18 protein-coding genes are annotated in these 23712 nt (G+C 47.1%); 12 read left to right on the plus strand and 6 right to left on the minus strand.

Annotation, left to right across the window (positions count from 1 at the left end):
• Nucleotides 1-63: 63 nt before the first annotated feature.
• From PQQ36_RS09110 to PQQ36_RS09120, 3 genes are all read left to right on the plus strand, one after another.
• Nucleotides 64-2532 (plus strand): EAL domain-containing protein, encoded by a 2469-nt coding sequence (locus tag PQQ36_RS09110; protein WP_176301301.1) that lies wholly within the window; start codon nucleotides 64-66, stop codon nucleotides 2530-2532.
• Between the two features lie 107 nt (nucleotides 2533-2639).
• Nucleotides 2640-3326 carry a hypothetical protein gene (locus PQQ36_RS09115; protein WP_176301300.1) on the plus strand — a complete coding sequence of 229 codons (687 nt, stop codon included), beginning with the start codon at nucleotides 2640-2642 and terminating at the stop codon, nucleotides 3324-3326.
• A gap of 103 nt (nucleotides 3327-3429) precedes the next feature.
• Nucleotides 3430-3630 (plus strand): DUF4250 domain-containing protein, encoded by a 201-nt coding sequence (locus PQQ36_RS09120; RefSeq protein WP_013571464.1) that lies wholly within the window; start codon nucleotides 3430-3432, stop codon nucleotides 3628-3630.
• Between the two features lie 11 nt (nucleotides 3631-3641).
• Here the strand turns inward: PQQ36_RS09120 and metR are convergent, their stop codons facing one another.
• The gene (metR, locus tag PQQ36_RS09125) at nucleotides 3642-4553 is read right to left on the minus strand and encodes an HTH-type transcriptional regulator MetR (protein ID WP_011080091.1); all 912 of its coding nucleotides are present in this window, start codon (nucleotides 4551-4553) and stop codon (nucleotides 3642-3644) included.
• Nucleotides 4554-4873: 320 nt separating this feature from the next.
• On the opposite strand from metR, the gene metE reads away from it, so the two are divergent.
• Nucleotides 4874-7210 (plus strand): 5-methyltetrahydropteroyltriglutamate--homocysteine S-methyltransferase, encoded by a 2337-nt coding sequence (metE, locus tag PQQ36_RS09130; protein WP_225471658.1) that lies wholly within the window; start codon nucleotides 4874-4876, stop codon nucleotides 7208-7210.
• Between the two features lie 118 nt (nucleotides 7211-7328).
• Here the strand turns inward: metE and pta are convergent, their stop codons facing one another.
• Both pta and PQQ36_RS09140 read right to left on the minus strand, forming a co-directional pair.
• Complete coding sequence (gene pta, locus PQQ36_RS09135) at nucleotides 7329-9473, minus strand: phosphate acetyltransferase (protein WP_011080093.1); 2145 nt, start codon at nucleotides 9471-9473, stop codon at nucleotides 7329-7331.
• Between the two features lie 138 nt (nucleotides 9474-9611).
• Nucleotides 9612-10808 carry an acetate kinase gene (locus PQQ36_RS09140; protein WP_017421922.1) on the minus strand — a complete coding sequence of 399 codons (1197 nt, stop codon included), beginning with the start codon at nucleotides 10806-10808 and terminating at the stop codon, nucleotides 9612-9614.
• A gap of 341 nt (nucleotides 10809-11149) precedes the next feature.
• On the opposite strand from PQQ36_RS09140, the gene yfbV reads away from it, so the two are divergent.
• From yfbV to PQQ36_RS09170, 6 genes are all read left to right on the plus strand, one after another.
• Nucleotides 11150-11602 (plus strand): terminus macrodomain insulation protein YfbV, encoded by a 453-nt coding sequence (yfbV, locus tag PQQ36_RS09145; RefSeq protein ID WP_011080095.1) that lies wholly within the window; start codon nucleotides 11150-11152, stop codon nucleotides 11600-11602.
• 264 nt (nucleotides 11603-11866) lie between these two features.
• On the plus strand, nucleotides 11867-12832 hold the full coding sequence (locus PQQ36_RS09150; protein ID WP_011150649.1) for an ABC transporter substrate-binding protein: 966 nt from the start codon (nucleotides 11867-11869) through the stop codon (nucleotides 12830-12832).
• A gap of 60 nt (nucleotides 12833-12892) precedes the next feature.
• Entirely contained in the window at nucleotides 12893-13825 is a 933-nt protein-coding gene (locus PQQ36_RS09155) for an ABC transporter permease (protein WP_273660969.1), read from the plus strand.
• Nucleotides 13822-14616 carry an ABC transporter ATP-binding protein gene (locus PQQ36_RS09160; RefSeq protein ID WP_011080098.1) on the plus strand — a complete coding sequence of 265 codons (795 nt, stop codon included), beginning with the start codon at nucleotides 13822-13824 and terminating at the stop codon, nucleotides 14614-14616. The genes PQQ36_RS09155 and PQQ36_RS09160 overlap by 4 nt, the downstream gene beginning before the upstream one ends.
• Before the next feature lie 145 nt (nucleotides 14617-14761).
• Nucleotides 14762-16600, plus strand: coding sequence for a maltodextrin glucosidase (gene malZ / locus PQQ36_RS09165; RefSeq protein WP_273660971.1), 1839 nt, complete (start codon nucleotides 14762-14764; stop codon nucleotides 16598-16600).
• Between the two features lie 113 nt (nucleotides 16601-16713).
• Complete coding sequence (locus PQQ36_RS09170) at nucleotides 16714-18207, plus strand: sensor domain-containing diguanylate cyclase (RefSeq protein ID WP_072611633.1); 1494 nt, start codon at nucleotides 16714-16716, stop codon at nucleotides 18205-18207.
• Here the strand turns inward: PQQ36_RS09170 and dusC are convergent.
• Entirely contained in the window at nucleotides 18177-19133 is a 957-nt protein-coding gene (gene dusC / locus PQQ36_RS09175) for a tRNA dihydrouridine(16) synthase DusC (protein ID WP_273660972.1), read from the minus strand. The genes PQQ36_RS09170 and dusC overlap by 31 nt on opposite strands.
• 159 nt (nucleotides 19134-19292) lie before the next feature.
• Between dusC and PQQ36_RS09180 the strand changes: the two genes are divergently transcribed.
• Complete coding sequence (locus PQQ36_RS09180) at nucleotides 19293-19901, plus strand: SEC-C metal-binding domain-containing protein (protein ID WP_011080102.1); 609 nt, start codon at nucleotides 19293-19295, stop codon at nucleotides 19899-19901.
• Between the two features lie 76 nt (nucleotides 19902-19977).
• Here the strand turns inward: PQQ36_RS09180 and dsbB are convergent, their stop codons facing one another.
• Together dsbB and nhaB are read right to left on the minus strand one after the other, a co-directional pair.
• Nucleotides 19978-20496, minus strand: coding sequence for a disulfide bond formation protein DsbB (gene dsbB / locus PQQ36_RS09185; protein WP_011080103.1), 519 nt, complete (start codon nucleotides 20494-20496; stop codon nucleotides 19978-19980).
• A gap of 87 nt (nucleotides 20497-20583) precedes the next feature.
• Nucleotides 20584-22173, minus strand: a complete 1590-nt coding sequence (gene nhaB / locus PQQ36_RS09190) for a Na(+)/H(+) antiporter NhaB (protein ID WP_013571472.1) — start codon at nucleotides 22171-22173, stop codon at nucleotides 20584-20586.
• 640 nt (nucleotides 22174-22813) lie between these two features.
• On the opposite strand from nhaB, the gene fadR reads away from it, so the two are divergent.
• The gene (gene fadR, locus PQQ36_RS09195) at nucleotides 22814-23653 is read left to right on the plus strand and encodes a fatty acid metabolism transcriptional regulator FadR (protein WP_011080105.1); all 840 of its coding nucleotides are present in this window, start codon (nucleotides 22814-22816) and stop codon (nucleotides 23651-23653) included.
• The last annotated feature ends 59 nt before the right edge of the window (nucleotides 23654-23712 follow it).

The following is a 23712-nucleotide window of genomic DNA, read 5'->3' on the forward strand; positions in this document are numbered from 1 at the left end:
AGAGGCTAGGGTTTTTATTAACGTCAACGCAGTGGCTGGCGTGAGGTTCGTTAAGGAAAAACTATGTTACAACCTTCCAGAGGAGAGTGGCGCTCTGGCGAACATTCCACTCAGTCATCATCGTATGGCTGGCAGTGGAAACATGGTGACGCGTGCTTACATGTTGATGAAGCGCTGTTTCGTCATTTTTGGCGTGTCGGACTGAGTGAGGATATCAGCGCGTTATTTTGGTCTTCGTTTGCCACCATCGACAAACTGCAATTACTCAACTTGCTCGACAGAGCGTGTCAATCCAAAAAATCAGGCAGCTACCGTTGTTGGATTAGCCTCAACTCGGTCAGCCACTATGTGCTGTTTCGATTTGTTCCCCAAGCGGAAAATGCCGTAGAGGGGGAAATCCGCAAGCTGTTTAGTGTCGATACCAAAGGGAATGAGTTTTCGACGCTGTTTCGCCAAGCGTTCGACAATGATCATCATGGCATTTTGCTCACGGATGCCTCGACACAGATCTTGCTGTGCAATCGCTACTTCGAAAATCACACAGGTTACAAACTCAATCAAATTGTTGGGCAGTGCGCATCGATTTTGGATTCAGGCAAACACAGCGATGAGTTTTACCAAAGCATCACTGAAGAGGTAAACAGCAAAGGGCTCTGGCAAGGCGTGGTGCTTATTCGTACCTTTGGTGGTGCGATTGTGCCGCAAGAACTGACGCTGCAAAAACTCACTTGTGACGATAAAGTCTATTACCTTGGTTTGTATGTTGACTTCTCTGACCGCCTCTATCGTCTGGCTGATATGGAGCATGGTGGCGTGGAGTTGTTGACACAACTGCCCACAGAAAAACAGTTTACCCAGCAACTGACGGTGCGCTGGATGGACTCGAATAATGATGACTTGTTAATGGTGCTGGCGTTTTTGCCCAACTTCGCGGCAGGTGATGAATATGAACTGAAACAACGTCTGTCGGAAAGCTTAGAAAAAAACCGCGTCAGTAGCGCTGTGGGCTATTTAGGCGGCAACCACTTTGTTGCGGCAATTGAATGCAACAAAAGCCAAGGACCGAATCAGGTTCAAATCATTCATCAAACCATCCGTAAGTTTTTCGCTCAGCTGACCCATTTGAGTGGAGAGGAAGTGCAAAATGCGGTGTTGCGCGGGAAAGTGGGTGTTTCGATACTTGGGCATGACACGCAAAACCCTAAAGTGATGGTGTCACACGCGGTACAAGCCATGCTTGAGCACGATGGTCAACATAAAGGCATGATCACCTTCTATCACGGTTCTATTCACCGAGAAGTGTTGCGCCGACGAGAGTTGGAAGAGCTGGTGGTGCGCTCGATCAAAGAGGAATCGGTAGAAGTGTTTTACCAGCCGATCATCGATACGGCGACGTGGGATATCGCCAAGTTTGAAGCGCTGTGCCGTTTTAAAGACAAACATGGTCAATGGCAAAACACGCAAGAGCTGGTCGGCATTGCCGAAGAGCTAGAGATGGTGGCGGATCTCGATTGGACGGTCGGTAAGAAGTCGCTGCAAGGACTGAAATCCATTCATGAACGTTTCGGTACCCGCATTGGCATAACGATTAACCGCTCGCTCAACACCAAACTTGGGGCGGAAGAGGTGCTGCAAAATGCCGAGCAGATGATCTGCCTGTATTCCGATACCCCAGAGCTGGTGACGGTAGAGCTAACAGAAAGTGCCTATTTTGACAGTGAATCGAGTCAATCAGAGTTGATCAAGCGCATTCGCAACATGGGGGTCAGCGTAGCTATTGATGATTTTGGAACGGGGTATTCCTCCTTTACCTACCTCAGCGACTGTAATTTTGATCTGTTGAAAATTGATAAAGAGTTTGTGACCGATATTCATGTTGGTACACACAAGTACCACATTGTGCGAATGATTACGGAGTTGTCCCACACCCTCAACGTGAAAGTGGTGGCGGAAGGGGTAGAAACCAAACAAGAACTGGAAGTGCTGTGCGGGCTTGGGGTCGATTATATTCAGGGGTATTTCTTCTCGAAACCTTTGCCTCTTGATCAGCTTCACCTTGCTTGGAATTATCAAAATCAGTTGAGTGATTTTCTTGAAAGTAATGAAAGCGTTAGAAGTATGGGAGTGCTGCGCATTGCGCAATCTTGTGTACCGCAACTCGATCCGCAGGAAACGATCAAACAGGCTAAGTTATTGCTTGATGAAGGAAAGTACACGGTGTTGCCCATTGTGGATGAAGGCGTTTGCCTTGGCATCGTCGACAGAGAAACCCTCAACTTGCATCTTTCCCCCACGCTGGGGACCAAGCTAGAAACCACCAAAGATCTTGCTATCTGTAAGCGAACCTTGAACCAAGTAATGAAAACGCAATTCTCAACCGTTGATGTGGCGACCAAGGCCGTCGAGATAAATGAACTGCTGAAACAATCGTTGCCATTGCCTTGGGTGATTTTGGACGAATCGGGGCAATATATGGGCATCGTGACTCACCAAGATGTGCTGCACTATGTGTCTGGTGAAGGGCTTTTTTGACGCTGCATCAATGAGAGTGGCTTGGCAAACTTTTGTGCGCTCATTGCTGTTCTCAAGTGCTTTGGGTATCATGCCTGCCCAGTTTTAGTCGCATTATGTTGTTCATCATGATCCAGTTTTTACTCTCTTCTTTTGCTCCAATGTTGCTAGGAGCACAACTTGTTTTAACCCTTGTTTTAGTGAAAGGCGATATTTGCCCGGGCCAACGTGGTCGTATCCATAAACTCTTGCCCGCGATTGGTTTGATGTGGATGGCGGTCTCTTCAATTGAGATTGCGGCTTTTCTGGTGGTGTTTGCCATTTTCTATTTCTATTCCAAAGTACAAACCGGCAAAACGCGTGATGCAGGACCACTTTGGGTTCTCTACTTGGCCGATGGCTTAGCGGTCTCGTTTGTGGCGATTCAGGCGATGAAGCAACCCATGTGGGGCGCGTCTGTGGCGACAGTGATGATGGTGGTACTGCTTGGTGCGGCGTTTGCGCACTTATTGTTAGTGATTGCTCGCTCACGTTTGCAAGCCTTCCACCGCATTTTGCCGTTTAGTGGTATTGTGGCGGCGATGGGCCTAGCGCTTTCGTTGCTGGCTGTTGCGTCCGGTTTTGATGAGCAAGCACAGACTCAAGCCACAACCTTGATTCTCACCAGCCTTGCGCTGGTCATTGGCGGTATTGTCGTGTGGTGTTGGCACATTTTCAGCGGAAAAACCGCCAGCAAGATCCAGCTTTCAACCGCGTGGGTGCTGGTCGTGGCTGCGACCGTCTCTATGCAAATTTTGTTTGTGGTGAATGGATAAGTCTCATCTCTGACGAACATTCAAACATTTAGACCCGCTTCACTTTATCCAGTTGAAATAGTGACTACGCTTAATGGAGATGTACCAACAAAGGAGCGTAGTCATGGATCTGAGTAACGTCGCCCGTTTAGACAGCATTATTCTACTGGGCATCGTCAACGAGAAGTTACGACTGGAATGCGACAGCTTTGAAGAGCTGGTCAGCATGTACGAAATGGACGTTGAGCAAGTGGTCGGCAAACTGGATGTATTGGGTTATCAATACGATCCGCTCACCAACCAATTCAAATCATACTCTCGCTAGTGACCATTCCCTTAAGCCATCTTGATGCCGTCAAGATGGCTTTTACATTGCTGTCTCGCCGTCGCAAAGAAGGCTTGAAGATAACGTTTGTCTTTATCGGCATTGCGAGTGGCGGCGAACAGTCGTCGCCACAATCCCTTACCTAATGGAATACTGGTGATCAGCCCTTGGCGGGAAAACTCACTGATCGCCCAGTTTGGCAAAGCCGCAACCCCCAAACCAGCCGAAACCATCTGCACTAGCATCAGTGTGTTGTCTGCTTGTTTCCAGCGAGCGGGCTCGACACCAGCGGGCGCCAAAAAGTGTTTCACCACATCTAAGCGTTGTTTTTGTACCGGATAAGTCAACATGGTTTGATCGGCGAGATCGTCAGGTTGCAAGCGCTCTTTGTTCGCTAGAGGATGATTGGTGGCGGTAATCAGGCGCATTTCAAAATCAAACAGTGGCTCGTAATGCACTTCAGAGCGAGGCTGAATATCGGACGTGATCACCAAATCCAGTTCGCCAGCCATCAAAGCGGGTAGGGGCTCAAAGCCAAAACCGGAGGAAAAATCGAGCGTCACGCTTGGCCAGGTTAACTGATATTCCTTTAGAGCTGGCATGAGCCACTGGAAGCAGGAGTGGCATTCAATCGCCATGTGTAAGCGGCCATTCACGTCTTCTTTTAAGCTCGCCAATTCATTCTCTGCTCTGGCTAACTTCGGCAAAATCTCGTCGGCTAAGCGCAGCAAAATTTCCCCTTCTGAGGTGAATTTGACGGGGCGAGTTTTGCGTAAAAAGAGCTGACCACCAATGCGCGCTTCCAAATCTTTAATTTGATGGGAGAGCGCCGATTGAGTGAGATGCAGTGAGGTTGCTGTGGCGGTCAATGAGCCAGTGTCTCGCAATGACGTTAGTGTTTTTAAGTGTTTTAGCTCAATCATGAATCCCTCTCAACCAATCGCTCGTTACATGAGCCTTTTTAACTTACCCAGTTTTTTTGGAGCTGTAAACATCTAGACGTCTATTTATTTTGGTTGATGTTTCTTTTCTTATGATGAATTTTTCTAATAAACAAGTTGAATAAATGGAGATTGTCGAAACACGAGGTTAGCGAGATAGTTTAGCCATCCGGACATCTTGTTGAATGAAGCGAACGAGATGCAACGAACGAGATGTCATGCATCCGCTCAGCAGCAGTTTGTGAGCAGCATAACCATCCCAGCATAGAAAAATCACGCATAGAAAGAATAAGGAATTTGACATGACAACGACCACGCATATCCTCGGCTATCCCCGTATCGGCGAAAAACGCGAACTCAAATTTGCCCAAGAAAAATATTGGCGCGGAGAAATCGACCAAGCTGAACTGAAAAAAGTCGGTGCGGAGCTGCGTCATAAAAACTGGCAAACTCAAGCCTCAGCAGGGCTTAGCTTTGCCGTTGCAGGGGACTTCGCATGGTACGACCATGTTCTGACCACCACCTTGTTGCTTGGCCATGTGCCAAAACGCCATCGTCATGGCTTCCCTGATTTGGATACCTTGTTCCGAGTGGGCCGTGGTCAGTCGCAATCGAGCTGTGCGTGTCATGGCGCGGCCGCGTCAGACATGACGAAATGGTTTAACACCAACTATCACTACATCGTGCCAGAGTTCAGTAAAGAGGACACCTTTGAAGTCAGCTGGCCGCAACTGTTTGAAGAAGTGAACGAAGCGGTACAAGCTGGCCACAAGGTAAAACCGGTGCTGCTTGGCCCACTGAGTTACCTCTACCTTGGGAAGGAAATTGAAGACGGATTTGACCGCTTAACACTGTTACCTCGTTTGCTCACCGCTTACCAAGCGATTTTGGCCAAGTTGGCCAAGCAAGGTGTTGAATGGGTGCAAATTGATGAACCTATTCTTGCACTTGAGTTGGAAAAGCCTTGGCTTGATGCATTTAAGCTTGCTTACCAAGTGATCCGCAGCGATGTAAAAGTGCTGCTGACCACCTATTTTGACTCTGTTGTTGATTCGCTTGATCGCATTGTCGAGCTCTCAGTGGACGGCCTTCATGTCGACCTTTCTGCCGCACCTGAGCAGTTGGATGCGGTGCTGGCTAAGTTGCCGCAAAATTGGGTGCTGTCGCTTGGGGTTGTCAACGGTCGTAACGTGTGGCGTTCGGATGTCAAAACGCAGCTAGCGCGCCTGCAGCCCGTGAAAGCGGAATTAGGCGAGCGCCTTTGGGTCGCCAGTTCATGTTCGCTGCTGCATTCCCCTGTGGATTTAGAGCTCGAAGCGGGTTTGTCTGCAGAAGTGCGTAACTGGTTTGCTTTTGCGAAACAGAAAGTGTCGGAAGTGGTGCTCCTGGGTAAAGCGCTGGATGGAGATGCAGCCGCGATTGCACAGTGTGAGGCGTACAGCCAGCCCATTCAAGCACGCAAATCGGCTTCTCATGTACACAAAGCAACGGTGCAGTCACGAGTCAATGCCATTACCGCAGAGCTTGCACAGCGCAGTGTGCCTTATGCTGAGCGTGCGCGACACCAAGCTGAGGTGCTGCAGTTGCCACTATTACCAACCACCACCATTGGTTCTTTCCCGCAAACCAGCGAGATCCGGGTTCAGCGCAGTGCCTATCGCAGCGGCCAGCTTTCCTCAGCAGAGTATGAACAGGCGTTAAAAGGACACATAGCGGATGCGGTCAAACGCCAAGAGGCGCTCGATCTCGATGTGCTTGTTCACGGTGAAGCGGAGCGCAACGACATGGTTGAGTATTTTGCTGAAAACCTGGCGGGCTTCCAAACCACGCAATTTGGTTGGGTGCAAAGCTACGGCTCGCGCTGCGTGAAACCGGCCATTGTGGTCGCGGATATTGAGCGCGAGCAGCCTATCACGGTGGGCTGGTCTACCTACGCCCAGTCGCTCACTTCAAAACAGATGAAAGGCATGCTGACGGGCCCAGTCACAATTCTATGCTGGACATTCCCACGTGAAGACATCAGCCGTAAAGCGATTGCCCAGCAACTGGCTTTGGCGCTTCGTGATGAAGTCTCGGATCTGCAAGATGCAGGCATCAACATCATTCAAATTGATGAACCTGCAATTCGTGAAGGTCTGCCACTGAAAAAACGTGATCATCAAAACTACCTAGATTGGGCAGTCGAAGCGTTTCGCATTTCAGCGGCGAGTGCGAGGCCAGAAACGCAGATCCACACTCACATGTGTTACAGCGAGTTCAATGAAATCATTGAGTCGGTGGCGGCATTGGATGCGGATGTGATTACCATTGAAACGTCACGCTCGAATATGGAACTGCTTAAAGCATTTGAAGAGTTCAACTACCCGAATGAAATTGGCCCAGGTGTGTATGATATCCATTCGCCAAACATTCCAAGCGAAGAGTGGATTGTCGATCTCGTGAAGAAAGCGGCGCAGAAGATCCCAGTAGAGCGTTTGTGGGTAAACCCAGACTGCGGATTGAAAACACGCAACTGGCCAGAAACCGAAGCCGCATTGGCAAACTTGGTGTCTGCAGCAAAACGCTTGAGAAAAGAGTTCGCCAAGGAGACTACCGCTGTGAATAGCGAGGCAGTGGCAGACGTAGAAACGGAAGCCTAAAGCGAGCGCGTAAAGAGACCGAATGAGTCATAAAACAAAAGGGGTTGGCATAGTGCCAACCCCTTTTTCGTTCTATCGCTGCTCAGTCTTACTGACAAGAGACAAAAGATTCAGTGGATTATTTCTGATCTTGAGTCGCTTGGATTGCAGTTAGAGCGATGGTGTAGACGATATCGTCGACTAGCGCGCCACGAGACAGGTCGTTTACCGGCTTGCGCATACCTTGCAGCATTGGACCGATAGAAACAAGGTCTGCTGAACGTTGTACCGCTTTGTAAGTCGTGTTACCCGTGTTGAGGTCTGGGAATACGAATACGGTCGCTTTACCTGCTACTGGAGAGTTAGGCGCTTTAGACGCTGCCACGTTTTCCATGATCGCTGCGTCGTACTGCAGAGGACCGTCGATGATCAGATCAGGACGTTTCTCTTGAGCCAGTTTGGTCGCTTCACGTACTTTATCAACGTCTGCACCCTTACCAGACTCACCAGTAGAGTAAGAGATCATTGCTACGCGTGGGTCGATACCAAAGGCTGCAGCAGAATCCGCAGATTGAATCGCGATTTCTGCAAGCTGTTCTGCCGTTGGATCTGGGTTGATCGCACAGTCACCGTAAACCAGTACTTGATCAGGCAGAAGCATGAAGAATACAGAAGATACGATAGACGCATTTGGTGCTGTCTTGATGATTTGGAACGGAGGAACGATGGTGTTTGCCGTCGTGTGAACCGCACCAGATACTAGACCGTCAACTTCATCGTTTTCAAGCATCATAGTGCCTAGGAACACAGAATCTTGCAGCTTCTCACGAGCCACAACTTCCGTCATGCCTTTCGAGCCACGTAGTTCAACAAGACGAGCAACGTAGTTTTCGCGAATCGCGTCTGCATCGATGATCTTAACGCCAGCGCCAAGTTCAACACCTTGTTGTGCTGCCACGCGTTTGATCTCTTCAGGGTTACCTAGCAGCACACATTCTGCGATACCGCGTTCAGCACAGATCGCTGCCGCTTTCACAGTACGTGGTTCGTCACCTTCAGGAAGAACGATGCGTTTACCCGCTTTACGAGCGAGCTCAGTCAACTGGTAACGGAATGCTGGAGGACTTAGGCGACGAGAACGCTCAGTACCTTCCGTCATTGACTCAATCCAGTTGCCATCGATGTGGCCCGCAACGTGGTCGTTGATGAACTCGATACGCTCTTTATCGTCTGCAGGTACTTCTAGGCTGAAGCTCTGTAGATTGAGCGAAGTCTGCCAAGTGTTACCTTGTGCTTTGAAAATTGGAAGGCCACTTTCAAACGCTGGCTTACATAGGTTTTCGATTTCTGTAGGAATATCGTAACCGCCAGTCAGTAGTACCGCACCGATTTCCACGCCGTTCATTGCTGCTAGAGAAGCCGCAACGATAACGTCTGGACGGTCTGCAGAAGTCACAAGCAGTGAGCCTGGTTTGAAGTGCTCAATCATGTGTGGCAGAGAACGTGCACAGAAGGTGATGCTCTTAATACGACGAGTGTTGATGTCGCCTTCGTTGATCACTTCTGCTTTTAGGTGCTTCGCCATATCGATTGCACGAGTTGCAATCAGGTTGATGCTCCATGGCACGCAACCTAGAACGCGAATTGGGCTAGAGTTGAAGATTTGCATCACTTCTAGCTGGTTTTGTTTCGCGCTGTCTGCGTCATCGAAGATCTCTGATAGATCAGGACGCGTACGGCCTGCTTCATCAACTGGCGCGTTTAGCTTGTTGATGATAACACCAGAGATGTTTTTGTTTTTCGTGCCACCGAAGTTTGAACAAGCCACTTCGATACGCTCTTTTAGCTGTGCTGGGTTGTCAGTGCCTGGGGTCGCCACAAGAACAATTTCAGCACCAAGTGTTGCTGCGATTTCCGCGTTCACTTGGTTAGCAAATGGGTGCTTACGAGTAGGAACAAGACCTTCGATTAGCGTCACGTCTGCATCTTTATTAATTTGGTTGTAACGTTCTACAACCGTTTCTAGCAGTTCGTCCATGTTGTCGTTACCGATTAGATTTTCAGCAACAGACATCAATAGGGGTTCGCCAATCTTCATATCGCTGTTTGCGCCAACGATAGTGGTAGTGAGATCAGGAAGATCACCGCCGCTACGTGGTTGTGCGATAGGCTTGTAGAAAGAAACTTTAACGCCTTTGCGCTCCATAGCGCGAAGAACACCCATGCTTACGCTAGTAAGACCAACACCAGCACTTGCAGGGATAAGCATAATAGTACGGGACATCAGAGAAAGTACCTTTAACTATTGGGGGATTTAAAGCTTTACTGCTTATGGTTTGGCGAACCAAACAATAGAAGTGAAGCCCAAGATTCTTTATCAAAAAGAAATCTGGCTAGCCTGAAGGCTAGCCAGAGAAGTCAATTAAAGACCTGCTAGGCGAGCAGTGTCTTCTGCAATAACAAGCTCTTCGTTAGTCGAGATAACCATTGCTGGGATACGGCTGTTTGCTGTTGTGATAACGCCTTCACCGCCGAAACGTGCTTTTAGGTTTGCTTCGCTGTCAACTTCGATACCGAAGATGCCTAGACGGTTAAGAACCATTTCACGGATAGGTGCAGAGTTTTCACCGATACCACCAGTGAAAGTGATTGCGTCTAGACGGCCTTCTAGAGTTGCAGTGTAACCAGCAACGTATTTCGCTAGGCGGTGGCAGAATACGTCCATCGCACGAGTTGCTTCTTCTTTTTGACCGTAGTTGTCTTCAACGAAACGACAGTCAGAAGTCACTTCAGTTAGACCAGCAAGACCAGACTCTTTGGTTAGCATCGTGTTGATTTTCTCAACAGAGTAGCCAAGAGTGTCGTGTAGGTGGAAGATGATCGCAGGATCGATGTCACCACAACGAGTACCCATTACTAGACCTTCAAGTGGCGTTAGACCCATTGAAGTATCAACAGATTGACCGTTTTTCACTGCACAAACAGACGCACCGTTACCTAGGTGACAGTTGATGATGTTTACTTCTTCAACTGGCTTGTTTAGTAGACCTGCAACTTCACGAGTGATGAATAGGTGTGAAGTACCGTGCATGCCGTAACGACGGATACCGTGCTCTTTGTAAAGGTTGTATGGAAGTGCGTATAGGTACGCTTCTTCTGGCATAGTTTGGTGGAAAGCAGTGTCAAACACAGCAACGTTTTTCAGTGCTGGGAAAGATTTTTGAGCGGCTTTGATACCAATGATGTGCGCAGGGTTGTGAAGAGGAGCAAGTGTTGCACAATCTTCAATACCTTTAAGAACTTCGTCAGTGATTAGAGCTGATTGAGTGAACTGCTCACCACCGTGTACTACGCGGTGACCAATTGCAGCTAGGTTTTCAGAAAGCTCTGGCTTAGAAGCAAGAATAGTTTCTACCATGAACGCTAGTGCTTCTTCGTGTGCTGCACCGTTACCTAGTTGAGCTTCGTGCTTACCATCAAGTTTCCACTTGATGCGAGCTTCAGGAAGGTGAAGACATTCAGCAAGACCTGAAAGATGCTCTGCACCATTCTCAGCATCAACAACAGCAAATTTAAGAGAAGAACTACCGCAGTTTAAAACTAAAACTAGCTTAGACATGTGTGACTACCTGTTATTCGTCTGATTAAAATCAGTAAGGATGAAAAATCATTCACAAGAATAGACGATGCAACCAAAGCTGCGCACTAATCTTGGTCAAAAAACTTTCAATTTCCGTATTTCTAAGAGAGAGGTGAACCCGTATCACCCCTTTGCGATCCATTGCAGAAGGTCTTCAGAGTTGCTTAAATTGTAAATAACAGCAACAATGAGATTGAGGGTCTGCAAAGGATAGCGATAATAAGCAATGATAACAAAAAAAATTTGAAAGAATATTAACTTTCATCAATTTTTTGCGTTTTCAGTTGAAATCTTCAACTAATTTTTAGTGAGAGAGCAGTATGAACAATAAAGTCGGACTTGCCCACAGTCTGCGAGACGGGCAAAAGTACATGGATACTTGGCCGATGCGCAAAGAGCTGAGTGCCATTTTTCCTGAACAACGGATTATCAAAGCAACGCGTTTTGGCATTAAAGTGATGCCAGCGATAGCAGCCATCAGCGTTCTGACTCAAATGGCGTTCAACAATTATCAAGCTCTGCCTCAAGCGATTGTCATGGCTTTATTTGCACTGAGTTTGCCTTTGCAAGGAATGTGGTGGTTAGGCCATCGTTCCAATACTCAACTGCCACCAGCACTGGCCACCTGGTATCGAGAGTTGCATCAAAAAATTGTCGAAAGTGGTTCGGCACTAGAACCGCTGAAATCCCGACCTCGCTACAAAGAGTTGGCGCATACCTTAAACCGCGCTTTCCGTCACTTAGATAAATCCGCGCTCGAGCGTTGGTTCTAAGTTTCCACTTGTTCAAAAAAGATCGTTAACGGGCAGCCAATCGGGTTGCCCGTTTTGTTTTTGCCCGCTGAGTGACCGTCATTTATCTCTCGTTTTGTTGTATTTCTGTTAAATCCTGCTTTCCTAATAGATAAGTTGCTGGTAATAATGTCATTCAGATGTACAAAAAGTGCACAAAAATAATTGCTTAACCTTACTCATCCAGAGTGGAGGTTTCGTGATACCACACAACATCCCAACCTATGCTGAATTCAAGGAGTCAAGATGAAAGCAGGAAAACTGATCGCCACGGCTGTTCTTGCCGGTGCTGCTTTAATTTCTTCCCATTCTGTGATGGCAAAAACTGCCAAAGTTGCCGTTTCACAAATCGTTGAACACCCGGCACTTGATGCCACCCGACAAGGCCTTTTAGATGGACTAAAAGCAAAAGGGTATGTCGAAGGCAAAAACCTCGAGTTTGATTACAAAACGGCGCAAGGCAATCCAGCGATTGCGGTGCAAATTGCTCGTCAGTTTGTCGGGGAAAGCCCGGATGTCTTAGTTGGTATCGCAACCCCAACGGCTCAAGCATTGGTCTCGGCCACGCGCTCTATTCCAGTTGTATTTACTGCTGTTACTGATCCTGTAGGCGCTAAACTGGTGAAATCCATGGAGCAACCGGGGAAAAACGTCACTGGTCTTTCCGATCTTTCACCAGTATCTCAGCACGTTGACCTGATCAAAGAGCTGTTGCCTAACGCTAAGGCGATTGGCGTGGTGTACAACCCAGGCGAAGCAAACGCGGTTACTTTGGTTGAGCTATTGAAGAAAAGCGCGGCGGAAAAAGGGTTAAAAGTGGTGGAATCGACCGCATTAAAAAGTGCGGATGTGCAATCTGCGACTCAAGCGATTGCTGCGAAATCTGACGTGATTTACGCTCCCACGGATAACACAGTGGCCAGTGCGATTGAAGGGATGATTGTCGCGGCCAATCAAGCGAAAAAACCAGTATTTGGTGGTGCGACTTCTTATGTTGAGAAAGGGGCAATAGCAGGCTTGGGTTTTGATTACTACCAAGTTGGCGTGCAAACGGCGGATTACGTTGTTGCGATCTTGGAAGGTCAAGAGCCAGGTAAGCTCGATGTAAAAGTGGCAACGGGATCCGATCTTGTTGTGAATCAAGGCACTGCAGAGAAATTAGGTATTACTATTCCAGCCTCTGTGCTTTCTCGAGCCACAGACGTCAAATAAAATCCTATCTAGGGCCGACGGAGATTCGGCCCCTTGTTAGAGCAGAATAAAGGAGTTGCTATGTCTGCTTTTGCGTTTTTCGGTGCGCTAGAAATTGGCTTACTTTACGGCTTAGTTGCCTTAGGTGTTTACTTAACCTTTAGGGTTCTCGATTTTCCGGATTTGAGTGTGGATGGCAGTTTTCCTATGGGTGCTGCGGTTGCGGCAACCGCTATCGTTGCGGGTGTGAATCCATGGCTAGCCACTGGGATGGCCATTCTTGCTGGTGCGATGACGGGTTGGGTGACCGCTTTTTTGGCGGTGCGCTGCGGTATTCTTCATCTTTTGGCTTCCATCCTAACCATGATTGCGGCGTTCTCAATCAACATTCGTATTATGGGGCGACCAAACTTGGCGTTATTGGGGGAAGAGACCATTTTGACCCCATTTGAAAGCTTGGGTGATCCCATGTTCATCCGTCCACTGGTGGTCGGTATTCTCGTTTTGATCTCCTCTTGGCTGGTGGTACGCCTGCTCAACAGTGATTTTGGCTTAGGCTTACGCGCCACGGGCGTTAACGCACGTATGGTGCGCGCTCAAGGTGGTAGCACCTCTTTTTACACCTATTTTGGTCTTGCACTGTCGAATGGCTTCGTCGGTTTCGCTGGTGCGTTATTTGCGCAAACCAACAGTTTTGCCGATGTGACGTCGGGTGTCGGTACTATCGTGGTGGGTTTGGCAGCGGTGATTCTGGGGCAAACGTTGATTCCGGGACGAAAAATTTGGGTTGCCGTTGTTGCGGTCATCGTCGGCTCAGTGCTTTACCGTTTGGCGGTGGCTTTTGCGCTAAGTTCTGGCATGTTTGGTCTGCAAGCGTCGGATCTCAATTTAGTCACGGCAGTGCTGGTTGCCATCGCGTTGATTGCGCCAAAACTAAAAGGAAACATGGCGATAAAAAAGCCCGTTAACTCAGGGGCGAGTAGTGGTAAACAGAAGTCAGGAGGTACACTATGATTCGTTTGGAAGATATTCAGGTCACCTTTAATCGAGGCACCATTCTAGAAAATCGTGCGCTACGTGGTGTCACGCTCGAAGTACCAGAGCATCAGTTTTTGACGGTGATAGGTTCTAACGGGGCGGGTAAATCGACCTTACTTGGCGCGGTGACAGGTGAAACCCCCATGGTGGGCGGCAAAGTATTGATCGATGACGTCGATGTGACATCACAAACGGTTGACCAACGCGCTTCTCTTTGTGCAAGGGTGTTCCAAGACCCGCTTGCAGGCACTTGTGGCGCGTTAACCATTGAAGAAAACATGGCGCTCGCGTACATGCGTGGAAAAAAGCGAGGTTGGCACTTATCGCTCTCAGCAAAGCGTCGCAAACTGTTCCAAGAGCGGATCAGCATTTTGGGGCTAGGGTTAGAAGATCGTTTGGGTGACAGTATTGGTCTTCTTTCTGGCGGACAACGTCAGGCGGTCAGCCTTGTGATGGCCACATTGTCAGACAGCAAACTATTACTGCTTGATGAGCATACTGCAGCACTTGATCCACGCATGGCGGCATTCATCATTGATCTCACCAAACGTATCGTCAAAGAGTTTAACTTGACCGTTATGATGGTGACGCACTCGATGAAAGATGCGTTGGCGTGTGGCGATCGCACGGTCATGCTGCACCAAGGTGAAATTGTGCTGGATGTCGCTGGTGAGCAGCGAGAGGGGATGCAGGTGAAAGATCTCCTCGAGATGTTCTCTAAAGTGCGTGGCGAAGAGTTGGCCGACGACAGCTTACTGCTCAATTAGTTTTTTTTCTCTACGCCCTCGCTATCCTCCTACCGATTGTGATCTCCCCGTGAAAAATAACGTGATTTTTATTTCTCAAGGGGGGATGTCGCTCAGCGCTGTGCTTTTAGAATGGTATGAAATACCGATTAAAAGAGTACTCGCAATGACCCTACCTTTTCTTTTTCATGCGCAAACGCCGGATTACTTCCGCGTTGAGAATCAAATCGCTCACGTTACCTTAAGAACTCAGCCTGAAGGAATTCAAGCCGTCTACCTGCGGCACGAGCCTGACAATGAAGAGTACTTAGTAGAAATGCAGCGAGTCTCTAAGTTAGGGGAACTCGATGGCTGGCAAGCGTCATTCCGTTTGAATAAAGACCGAGAGATCACCCAGTACGTTTTCAAAGTGATCACAGAAGGTGCCACCGTCTGGTTAGACGCTCGTGGCGTACAGAAACGGATGCCAGGCAGCGAGTACCATTTCAAATATAACCAATCTCATCAGCCGCCAGAGTGGGTGAGTGAGCAGATTTTCTACCAAATTTTCCCTGATCGATTCTGTAATGGTAACCCAGAGATCAGCGTTAAAAGTGGCGAATACTCGGTAAAAAATGGCACACGCCCTGTGGTCGCAAAAGAGTGGGGAGCGGCCGTTGACAAACACAATGGCTATGGGGGTTGTGAGTTTTATGGCGGGGACTTGGCTGGCATTCGCAGCAAATTGGATTACCTGCAAACCTTGGGCGTGACAGCGCTCTATCTCAATCCGATTTTTTCGGCGCCGAGCAATCACAAGTACGACACCACTGATTACTTAACCATTGATCCGCATTTGGGAAGCAACCAAGAGTTTGCAGAGTTGAGCGAAGCGCTTCATCAACGCGGTATGAAAATTGTGCTTGATGCCGTTTTTAATCACACCTCATGTGAGCACCCTTGGTTTGACAAAAATGGGGTAGGTGAGATGGGGGCTTATCACCACATCGAATCACCGTATCGCCACTATTATTTTTTCGAAGACGATAGCCAAAATTATATTGGCTGGAAGGGCGTTGACAGCTTACCAGTACTGAATTTTAAAAATGCGGAGGTACGTAATTACATTTATGCCAGCGAACACGCGGCCATTCGCCACTGGTTGAAAGCACCTTATCGAATCGATGGTTGGCGTTTTGACGTGATCCACATGCTTGGAGAAGGTGAAGGTGCGCGCAACAATGCCTACTATGTTAAGCAGTTCCGCAATGCGACTAAACAAGAAAACCCTCAAGCTTATGTATTAGGGGAGCATTTCTTCGAGGCGAGCAAGTGGCTCCAAGGTGAGCAAGAAGATGGCTCGATGAATTACTACGGCTTTGCGCATCCAGTAAGAGCACTATTGGCCAAGAAAGACATTGCCTACCATCCTATTGAGATCGACTGCATCGACTTTGTTGATTGGCTAAATGAATCACGCGCTAAAGTACCTTGGCTTAACCAGCTCAGCCAGTTCAATCAACTCGACAGCCACGACACCGCACGTTTTATTACCTTGTTGGAAAATGACCAAGCGCGCATGAACATTGCTCTCGGCTTGCTGTTCACTTATGTCGGAACCCCTTGTATTTATTATGGTAGTGAAGTTGGACTGGAAGGTGAGAATGACCCAGATAACCGCCGCTGTTTCCCGTGGGAGCGTGTTGGTCATGTGGAGACGTTCCAATATCACCAACGTCTAATTGAACTTCGCAAAATGTCTAAGGCGCTGCAGCAAGGAGCGATCCAATTTTTGCATGTTGAACCAACGTCGTTCAGTTTTGCTCGTCAGTATGGTGAAGACACTCTGCTTGTGATGGTCAACTTAGATTCGAAGGCATGCTCTATGACGCTGCCAATTTGGCAACTTGGAAAACCGCAAGGACGTCTGGTTTCCCTATTGGGTAATGAAAGTGCTTTGCAAGTAAATAGTAAAGTTGTGGTTAATATCTCTTCTGAATCCATTCAAATTTGGAAACTTGAGTGACAGTTCTGGCACAATCTATTAATATTTGAGCTGTTCTCAAACAAAAGACATTAGACCCTTTGACACGCTTTGGCGGTCAAAGGGTTTTGTTTCTCAGCATTCTTGGTTATCGAATGAGTAAAAAAAGACAATTTAGCCGACGCTTTGTGGTGTTATTCCCCGCGTTGATTTTTTTGGCTGTGATCTCTATGACGGTCAAGAATTACTACGATTCGATCAATCGACACATCGATGAGGAGTACGAACGCATTGATCGGATGCTGACGAGAAGCATAAAAATTCTAACCGCCTTGGAATACAACTTTAGTAGTTACACCGACGACGGTTATTCGATTTTGAGTAATCACAACAACAAACAAGAAAATGGTTTGTGCTTTATTTGGCCGATTGATCCGCTCTTAATGGCCGACGGCATGGTCCCCGATCAGCCTGAAGTGGACATCGACTACATGCTGGCAGGGTTACCGGAGTTGTGCGCGTCTGGAAGTTATTTAAACCAACGAGTCAGTGAAAAATCAGGGTTTGCTCCGTCGCTTTCCTTTTTACATGATCTCGAGCCGTTTATGGTCAGTATTCTTTACATCGACAAGCACGGTTACGTGATTTCATCACCAGAAACGTATGCGGCATCGTTCAGTGTTGAGTTGCTCGATACTTTAAAAGCCCGTCCTTTTTGGCAGAAAACCGCCAGTAATCCCGGTCGAGTGACGTTTTCTGGCCCAGGCTATGAATTTGATATCAAAACCGCGACGCAAGAGTCTCGGTATTCACTCAGTATCCCGGTATATGAGAAAGGTGAGCATCAAGGAATGCTGCTCATCAGTATTGAAGCGAAGACACTGCTCACCACCAATAAACAGTTGGCAGGTGAATTTCATTTGTGGAATACCGAGTCACCCATACCGCCAAATGCTTTGCGCGTGCGCGACATTGACTTCCCAACACTCAATGACTCTCACGTTATTTTCTACACTTTCGATTGGACTCAAGAGCTAAAGAACTTTGTTTCTTACGAGAAATACAGCTTAGCAGCGGCGATTTTTATCTACCTGCTTTCGACCTTTACACTCTTTTTGGTCAACACTCGCCACGAACGTCAGTATTTTAAAGATCTCGCCACCAAAGATCCGATGACAGGACTACTCAATCGACGTGGTATGCAGTCGGTTTGGCGAAACAAGATCACCAAAAAGAAAATTGCTTTAGCCGTGTTTGATATTGATAACTTTAAATCGATCAATGATAGCCATGGCCATGATGTGGGTGATGAAGCGATCAAATTAGTGGCCAGTTGTATTCGCGACAATATTCGCCAATGCGATGTTGCGTCTCGATTTGGCGGTGAAGAGTTTGTCATTACCCTTTATGGCGATGAGTGCGATGGCATGGAGAAAGTACTCGCGAGAGTTCGTGAAGCCGTTAATGAACGGTCACCTCAAGTGGTGAGACACGGTTTTACCATTTCGGCAGGCGTGGTGATACGTGAAATGGGCGCAGGTGACAGCTTTGACGCTTTATTCAAAGCTGCCGATGACAGTCTTTACCAAGCGAAAAACAGTGGTAAAGACAAAATTGTTTACTGTGCCACCTCGAGCTGTTCGCGATAGTGATGCAGATGCTCAACGATGCTTTCCACTTGCGTCAAGGTGCGAATATCGCGGAATAGGTCAGCCGCTTGTGGGTATGCTTGGCGCAAATAAGCAAACCACTGCTTGATACGATTTGGGTAATATTTCCCTTTGTCGCCACGCACTTCGTATTGGGTGTATTTGAGCAATAAATCCACCACTTCGTGCCACGGCAACGCACGGTGATTGTGCTTAACGATGTTGCCCAAGTTAGGCACGTTTAATGCGCCACGGCACACCATCAAAGAATCGATGCCAGTGGTTTCAATACAGGCTTGACCATCGGCATAGTTCCAGATTTCGCCATTAGCAATCAAAGGAATCGTGGAACGTTGGCGGATTTGGTCAATGTAATCCCATTTGATTTCATTCGCTTTATAGCCGCCAGCTTTGGTTCTTGCATGGACGGTTAATTCATCCGCTTTGCCTTGCTCTACCGCGTCCACAATCTCGAAACAATCTTCCGGGTTTTCCCAGCCCAAACGAATTTTGGCGGAAACTGGAATGTGCGAGGGCACTGCATCACGACACGCTTTGACCACTTGATAGATCAGTTCTGGGTGTTGCAGCAGCGCTGCGCCCCCTTTGCTTTGATTAACCATCTTTGCCGGACAACCAAAGTTGAGATCGATACCATGCGCACCGAGCTGAGCGGCGCGGATAGCATTTTCGGCCATCCAATGGGGATCTTGGCCTAACAGCTGCACTTTGACAGGCACACCATTTTTTGTTTTTGACCCTTGTTTCAGTTCAGGGCAGAGGCGATAAAACACATGGTCTGGGAGTGGTTGGCTGACAACGCGAACAAACTCAGTGACACAAAAATCGTAGTCATTGATTTCGGTAAGCATCTCTCGCATCAGGTGGTCGAGCACACCTTCCATCGGTCCCAATATCACTCGCATCTTTATTCTGGCCTCTCAAAAAATGAGGCGCGATTGTAGCGATTCACTGAGAGCTTGTCACGAGAAGAGGCAAGGAGAGAGGCTTTTCATGATTTAATCCCCCCATTTACTTTGCTTAGGTATATAATCCGGCCAAATTGAACAACAAGTGTTTCAACGATGCAATATCAATTAATTGAATTCAATGACGCTTCCAGCCAAGCTTCTGCTTGGTTTATTGAAGGCGCGGTTTTAGCGGCGAACTTAACGATTCAACCGACCGATCCTGATACCTGGTTAACCGAGTTGCTGGGGGATGTGTCTGCCGAGCTTCGCGCGGCTGTGACGGAGCAAATTCATAAGCAGCATAATCGGATTTTACGCAATGAATATTCATTGCTCGAGCTCGTAGGCGATGAAAGAGATAACTTGGCCGACTTTGCTGAAGGTTTTATGTCTTTGTGGCCAAGAGTTGAAGAGCAATGGCAATCCGCCATCGTCAATGACGGCACTCAACGCATGATGCAGGCGCTCTTTACCAGCTTTATGTTGGCCATTGATGAAGAGAGTACTCAACAGCAAATGCTCGCTGCGGGAATTGAAGCGCCTCCCGCTTTGAGCGATTTCATTGACCAAATGGATTTGATGATCAACGAAGTGGCGCTTGCCGCCGATGAACTGATGGTTGGCAACAAATCACAAAGTTTGAATCCTTTCAAAGGAGTAGGGCGAAACGACCCTTGTCCTTGTCAAAGTGGCAAAAAATTCAAACAGTGTTGTGGCCAATAATCAACACGCGACAAAAAACAGCCGACTCTGAATGAGTCGGCTGTTTTTTTAACTGCAATCCGAGTCAGCGTCGGAACTATTTTGATTTGAAAAACTGAGCAATAACGATAAATGCGAGCGCCACTAGGTTGCCAGCAAAAATAATCACCAACCATTGTGGCATCGAAAGTGTCATGAACTGCCATACGATTTTGCTACAGTCGCCATAGGCTTCAAACATCCAAGGCGCCCATTGATTCAGTGGAGCCCAATCTGGGAAGGTGACGAACAGATCACAAGTAGCAAAAGGCGATGGATTAAACTGGTAATCAACGTGTTGTAATGACAACGCCAACCCTTTGTAAGCACTGGCTCCCCAAGCCGCCAAACCCAACCAACGAACAAGTGGGTTATTGGGTGCAATCAGGCCAAAGAGTGCCGCGCCACCCACGCCAAGCATCGCCACGCGCTCATAAATACACATCACACAGGGTGACAGCATCATCACATGCTGAAAGAACAGCGCCGCTCCCTCAAAAAAGACCACGAAGAGTAGCAATAGCAGCCATGAGATTCTGTTTTTTGAAAACTGATTGAGTGATGCAAATAAATTCACTTCTAAAATCCTTTGTATGTTCAATAAAAAAGCTCTGAATACTCAGAGCTTTTTATCTCGGATAAGTTTCTTTAGCAAACTAAAAATTTAATGTCCGCCGGAAACTGCGTGAGTTGCCTCGCCCACATGGTGAGCAATCCAACCTGCGTCGTAAAACCAAGCTGTCATAGGCTCAAGTAAGAAGACGATGCCAAACAAGCCAACCAGAGCCAGTACAATCGTGTATGGCAGAGCCATGATAACCATCTTGCCGTAAGACAGACGAATCAATGGTGCTAGTGCTGAAGTCAACAAAAATAGGAACGCCGCTTGGCCGTTTGGTGTTGCCACTGATGGCAAGTTAGTTCCTGTGTTGATCGCCACGGCCAGCAAATCAAACTGGTCACGTGTAATAATGCCTTCTACTAGCGCAGTTTTGACTTCGTTGATGTAAACCGTACCGACGAACACGTTGTCAGACACCATCGAAAGCAAACCGTTTGCCACGTAGAACATCGCCAACTGCGTGCCTTTGTCTTCCACCGCGAGAACTGCATCGATAACAGGCTTAAACAACTCTTGGTCGATGATTACCGCCACGATAGAGAAGAAAACCGCAAGAAGTGCCGTAAATGGCAGTGCTTCTTCAAACGCTTTACCGAGTGAGTGTTCTTCAATCACACCAGTGAAGGCTGTGGCTAGGATGATGACGGACAAACCGATCAAACCTACCGCGGCCAAGTGCAGTGCGAGGCCAACAATCAGCCATACGGCGATAAGACCTTGAATCCAAAGTTTGGCCACATCTTGGTTGGTACGAGCCTTGCGTTCTTCTTTGTCGAATTCGACAAGGATATGACGAACGTTATCAGGTAGTTCAGCGCCGTAGCCAAACACCTTAAGTTTTTCGACCGCAAAACAGGTGAGCAAACCACAGACGAAAACAGGAAGCGTAACTGGAGCCATGCGAATCAAGAACTCACCAAACAACCAACTTGCTTGGTCTGCAATGATCAAGTTTTGAGGTTCACCTACCATGGTCGTCACGCCACCGAGCGCAGTACCAACACCCGCATGCATGAGCAGTGAGCGTAAAAATGCGCGGTAGTTTTCTAAGTCGTCACGAGTCAGCTCGGCAAGATGATCGTCTTGTGTATGGTCATGATCGGAACTGACGCCCTTACCCGATGCCACTTTGTGGTAGATCGAATAGAAACCCACGGCAACGCTGATAACAACGGCGATAACGGTCAGTGCGTCTAAGAAAGCGGAAAGAAAGGCCGCGGCAAAACAAAACGCTAAAGACAAAATCGCTTTAGAGCGAATGCCAAGCAATATCTTGGTGAAAATGAAGAGTAGCAACTGCTTCATGAAGTAGATGCCAGCGACCATGAAGACCAGTAACAACAACACTTCGATATTGGCGACGAGCTCATGCTTAACCTGTTCAGGGCTAGTCATGCCAATCGCGATGGCTTCAATGGCTAATAAACCACCAGGTTGAAGAGGATAACATTTGAGCGCCATTGCCAACGTGAAAATAAATTCCACGACGAGTAGCCAGCCTGCTACAAATGGGTCAACGAAGAAGAAAACAATCGGGTTAATGATTAAAAAAGAAATGATGGCAACTTTATACCAATCAGGCGCTTTACCAAGAAAATTCTTAATAAAAGCGTTTCCGAGCGACATCGGCATGATAATTCTCTTATTAACTTATATATGAATAGACACTACAACATAGTGCTTAAGCCTATGCTTTAAAGAAGAAATATCTATCTTTATAAACAATAACTTAGAAAAACAACAATCCTTGTTTAAAATGTAGTCTTGCCAAGTTACTTCCCTTGAACTTAAGCACCGCTCTTATTTTCGCCCGCAACTCTACTCTCAAGTAACATTTAGTCAACAGGAAATCCCAATCCTGTCTTCATTTGCTGACTTAATTTCGCAAAACGCGATCGAAGTAGCACAAGTATATCATGTAAACTATGCAAAAGTTCGCTTATCATCATAATTTACGTTGAAAGCATAAAAAAGTTAAATTAAGAAAGAGTATTAACCGATTAACTCAATTTTAATTTGCAATTTATGAATTTAAAAATGTGACCTACCACCCTTTATTTATTCTGGCTTTGTGCATGGTCTTGCGACCATAAAATGTATTTTTTGACGACTTCCAGATTCCGCAAAGGCATTTTTTATCCAATTTAACTTAGAGTGTTTACTCTATATTGCAATTTGGTTGCATTTCGTGATAGTAAATTTTCGCAAATGAAGAAGTAGTGGTATGATGAGTGCCATTCGACCCAAAACAAATATTGGAATAACAAATATAATGGTCATTAAGGCAAAGAGCCCTGCGGGATTTGCAGAGAAATACATTATCGAAAGCATCTGGAATGGGCGTTTCCCTCCAGGTTCCATTTTACCTGCTGAGCGTGAGCTGTCTGAACTGATTGGTGTTACGCGCACCACACTACGTGAGGTTTTACAAAGACTTGCTCGTGATGGTTGGTTGACGATCCAACATGGTAAGCCAACCAAAGTGAACCAGTTTATGGAAACCTCGGGTTTGCATATCCTCGATACACTCATGACGCTAGACGTTGATAACGCAACAAATATTGTTGAAGATTTGCTTGCAGCACGTACAAATATCAGTCCGATATTCATGCGTTATGCCTTTAAAGTGAATAAAGAAAACTCTGAGCGTACGATCAAAACCGTTATTGATTCATGTGAGCAATTGGTTGCGGCTGAATCTTGGGATGCATTTTTGTCATCGTCTCCTTATGCCGACAAAATTCAGCAAAATGTAAAAGAAGACAATGAGAAAGATGAAGCGAAACGCCAAGAAATCTTGATTGCGAAGACCTTCAACTTCTACGATTACATGCTGTTTCAGCGTTTAGCTTTCCACTCAGGAAATCAAATTTATGGTTTGATTTTCAATGGTTTGAAGAAGCTATATGATCGTGTCGGTAGTTTTTACTTCTCTAATCCAGCGTCTCGTGAATTGGCCCTTAAGTTCTATCGCCAACTGCTGTTGACGTGTGAGTCAGGACAGCGTGAACAGTTACCAGCGTTGATTCGTCAATACGGTATTGAGAGTGCGATGATTTGGAACGAGATGAAAAAGCAGCTTCCAACGAATTTCACAGAAGACGACTGCTAATAGCTAATAATTGACGCTGTTAATGGAAAACCGCCAGCCTGGCGGTTTTTTTATACCTG

The sequence above is a fragment of the Vibrio sp. CCUG 15886 genome (assembly GCF_028570825.1).
Classification (GTDB): domain Bacteria; phylum Pseudomonadota; class Gammaproteobacteria; order Enterobacterales; family Vibrionaceae; genus Vibrio; species Vibrio vulnificus_B.

What these genes read in the sequence shown, in the direction of transcription:
- pta (WP_011080093.1), bottom strand. Translation starts at nt 9,473, where the DNA reads ATGTCCCGTACTATTATGCTTATCCCTGCAAGTGCTGGTGTTGGTCTT.
- PQQ36_RS09170 (WP_072611633.1), top strand. Translation starts at nt 16,714, where the DNA reads ATGAGTAAAAAAAGACAATTTAGCCGACGCTTTGTGGTGTTATTCCCC.
- PQQ36_RS09180 (WP_011080102.1), top strand. Translation starts at nt 19,293, where the DNA reads ATGCAATATCAATTAATTGAATTCAATGACGCTTCCAGCCAAGCTTCT.
- nhaB (WP_013571472.1), bottom strand. Translation starts at nt 22,173, where the DNA reads ATGCCGATGTCGCTCGGAAACGCTTTTATTAAGAATTTTCTTGGTAAA.
- PQQ36_RS09115 (WP_176301300.1), top strand. Translation starts at nt 2,640, where the DNA reads ATGATCCAGTTTTTACTCTCTTCTTTTGCTCCAATGTTGCTAGGAGCA.
- malZ (WP_273660971.1), top strand. Translation starts at nt 14,762, where the DNA reads ATGACCCTACCTTTTCTTTTTCATGCGCAAACGCCGGATTACTTCCGC.
- metE (WP_225471658.1), top strand. Translation starts at nt 4,874, where the DNA reads ATGACAACGACCACGCATATCCTCGGCTATCCCCGTATCGGCGAAAAA.
- fadR (WP_011080105.1), top strand. Translation starts at nt 22,814, where the DNA reads ATGGTCATTAAGGCAAAGAGCCCTGCGGGATTTGCAGAGAAATACATT.
- PQQ36_RS09150 (WP_011150649.1), top strand. Translation starts at nt 11,867, where the DNA reads ATGAAAGCAGGAAAACTGATCGCCACGGCTGTTCTTGCCGGTGCTGCT.
- yfbV (WP_011080095.1), top strand. Translation starts at nt 11,150, where the DNA reads ATGAACAATAAAGTCGGACTTGCCCACAGTCTGCGAGACGGGCAAAAG.
- PQQ36_RS09160 (WP_011080098.1), top strand. Translation starts at nt 13,822, where the DNA reads ATGATTCGTTTGGAAGATATTCAGGTCACCTTTAATCGAGGCACCATT.
- dusC (WP_273660972.1), bottom strand. Translation starts at nt 19,133, where the DNA reads ATGCGAGTGATATTGGGACCGATGGAAGGTGTGCTCGACCACCTGATG.
- PQQ36_RS09140 (WP_017421922.1), bottom strand. Translation starts at nt 10,808, where the DNA reads ATGTCTAAGCTAGTTTTAGTTTTAAACTGCGGTAGTTCTTCTCTTAAA.
- PQQ36_RS09155 (WP_273660969.1), top strand. Translation starts at nt 12,893, where the DNA reads ATGTCTGCTTTTGCGTTTTTCGGTGCGCTAGAAATTGGCTTACTTTAC.
- metR (WP_011080091.1), bottom strand. Translation starts at nt 4,553, where the DNA reads ATGATTGAGCTAAAACACTTAAAAACACTAACGTCATTGCGAGACACT.
- PQQ36_RS09120 (WP_013571464.1), top strand. Translation starts at nt 3,430, where the DNA reads ATGGATCTGAGTAACGTCGCCCGTTTAGACAGCATTATTCTACTGGGC.
- PQQ36_RS09110 (WP_176301301.1), top strand. Translation starts at nt 64, where the DNA reads ATGTTACAACCTTCCAGAGGAGAGTGGCGCTCTGGCGAACATTCCACT.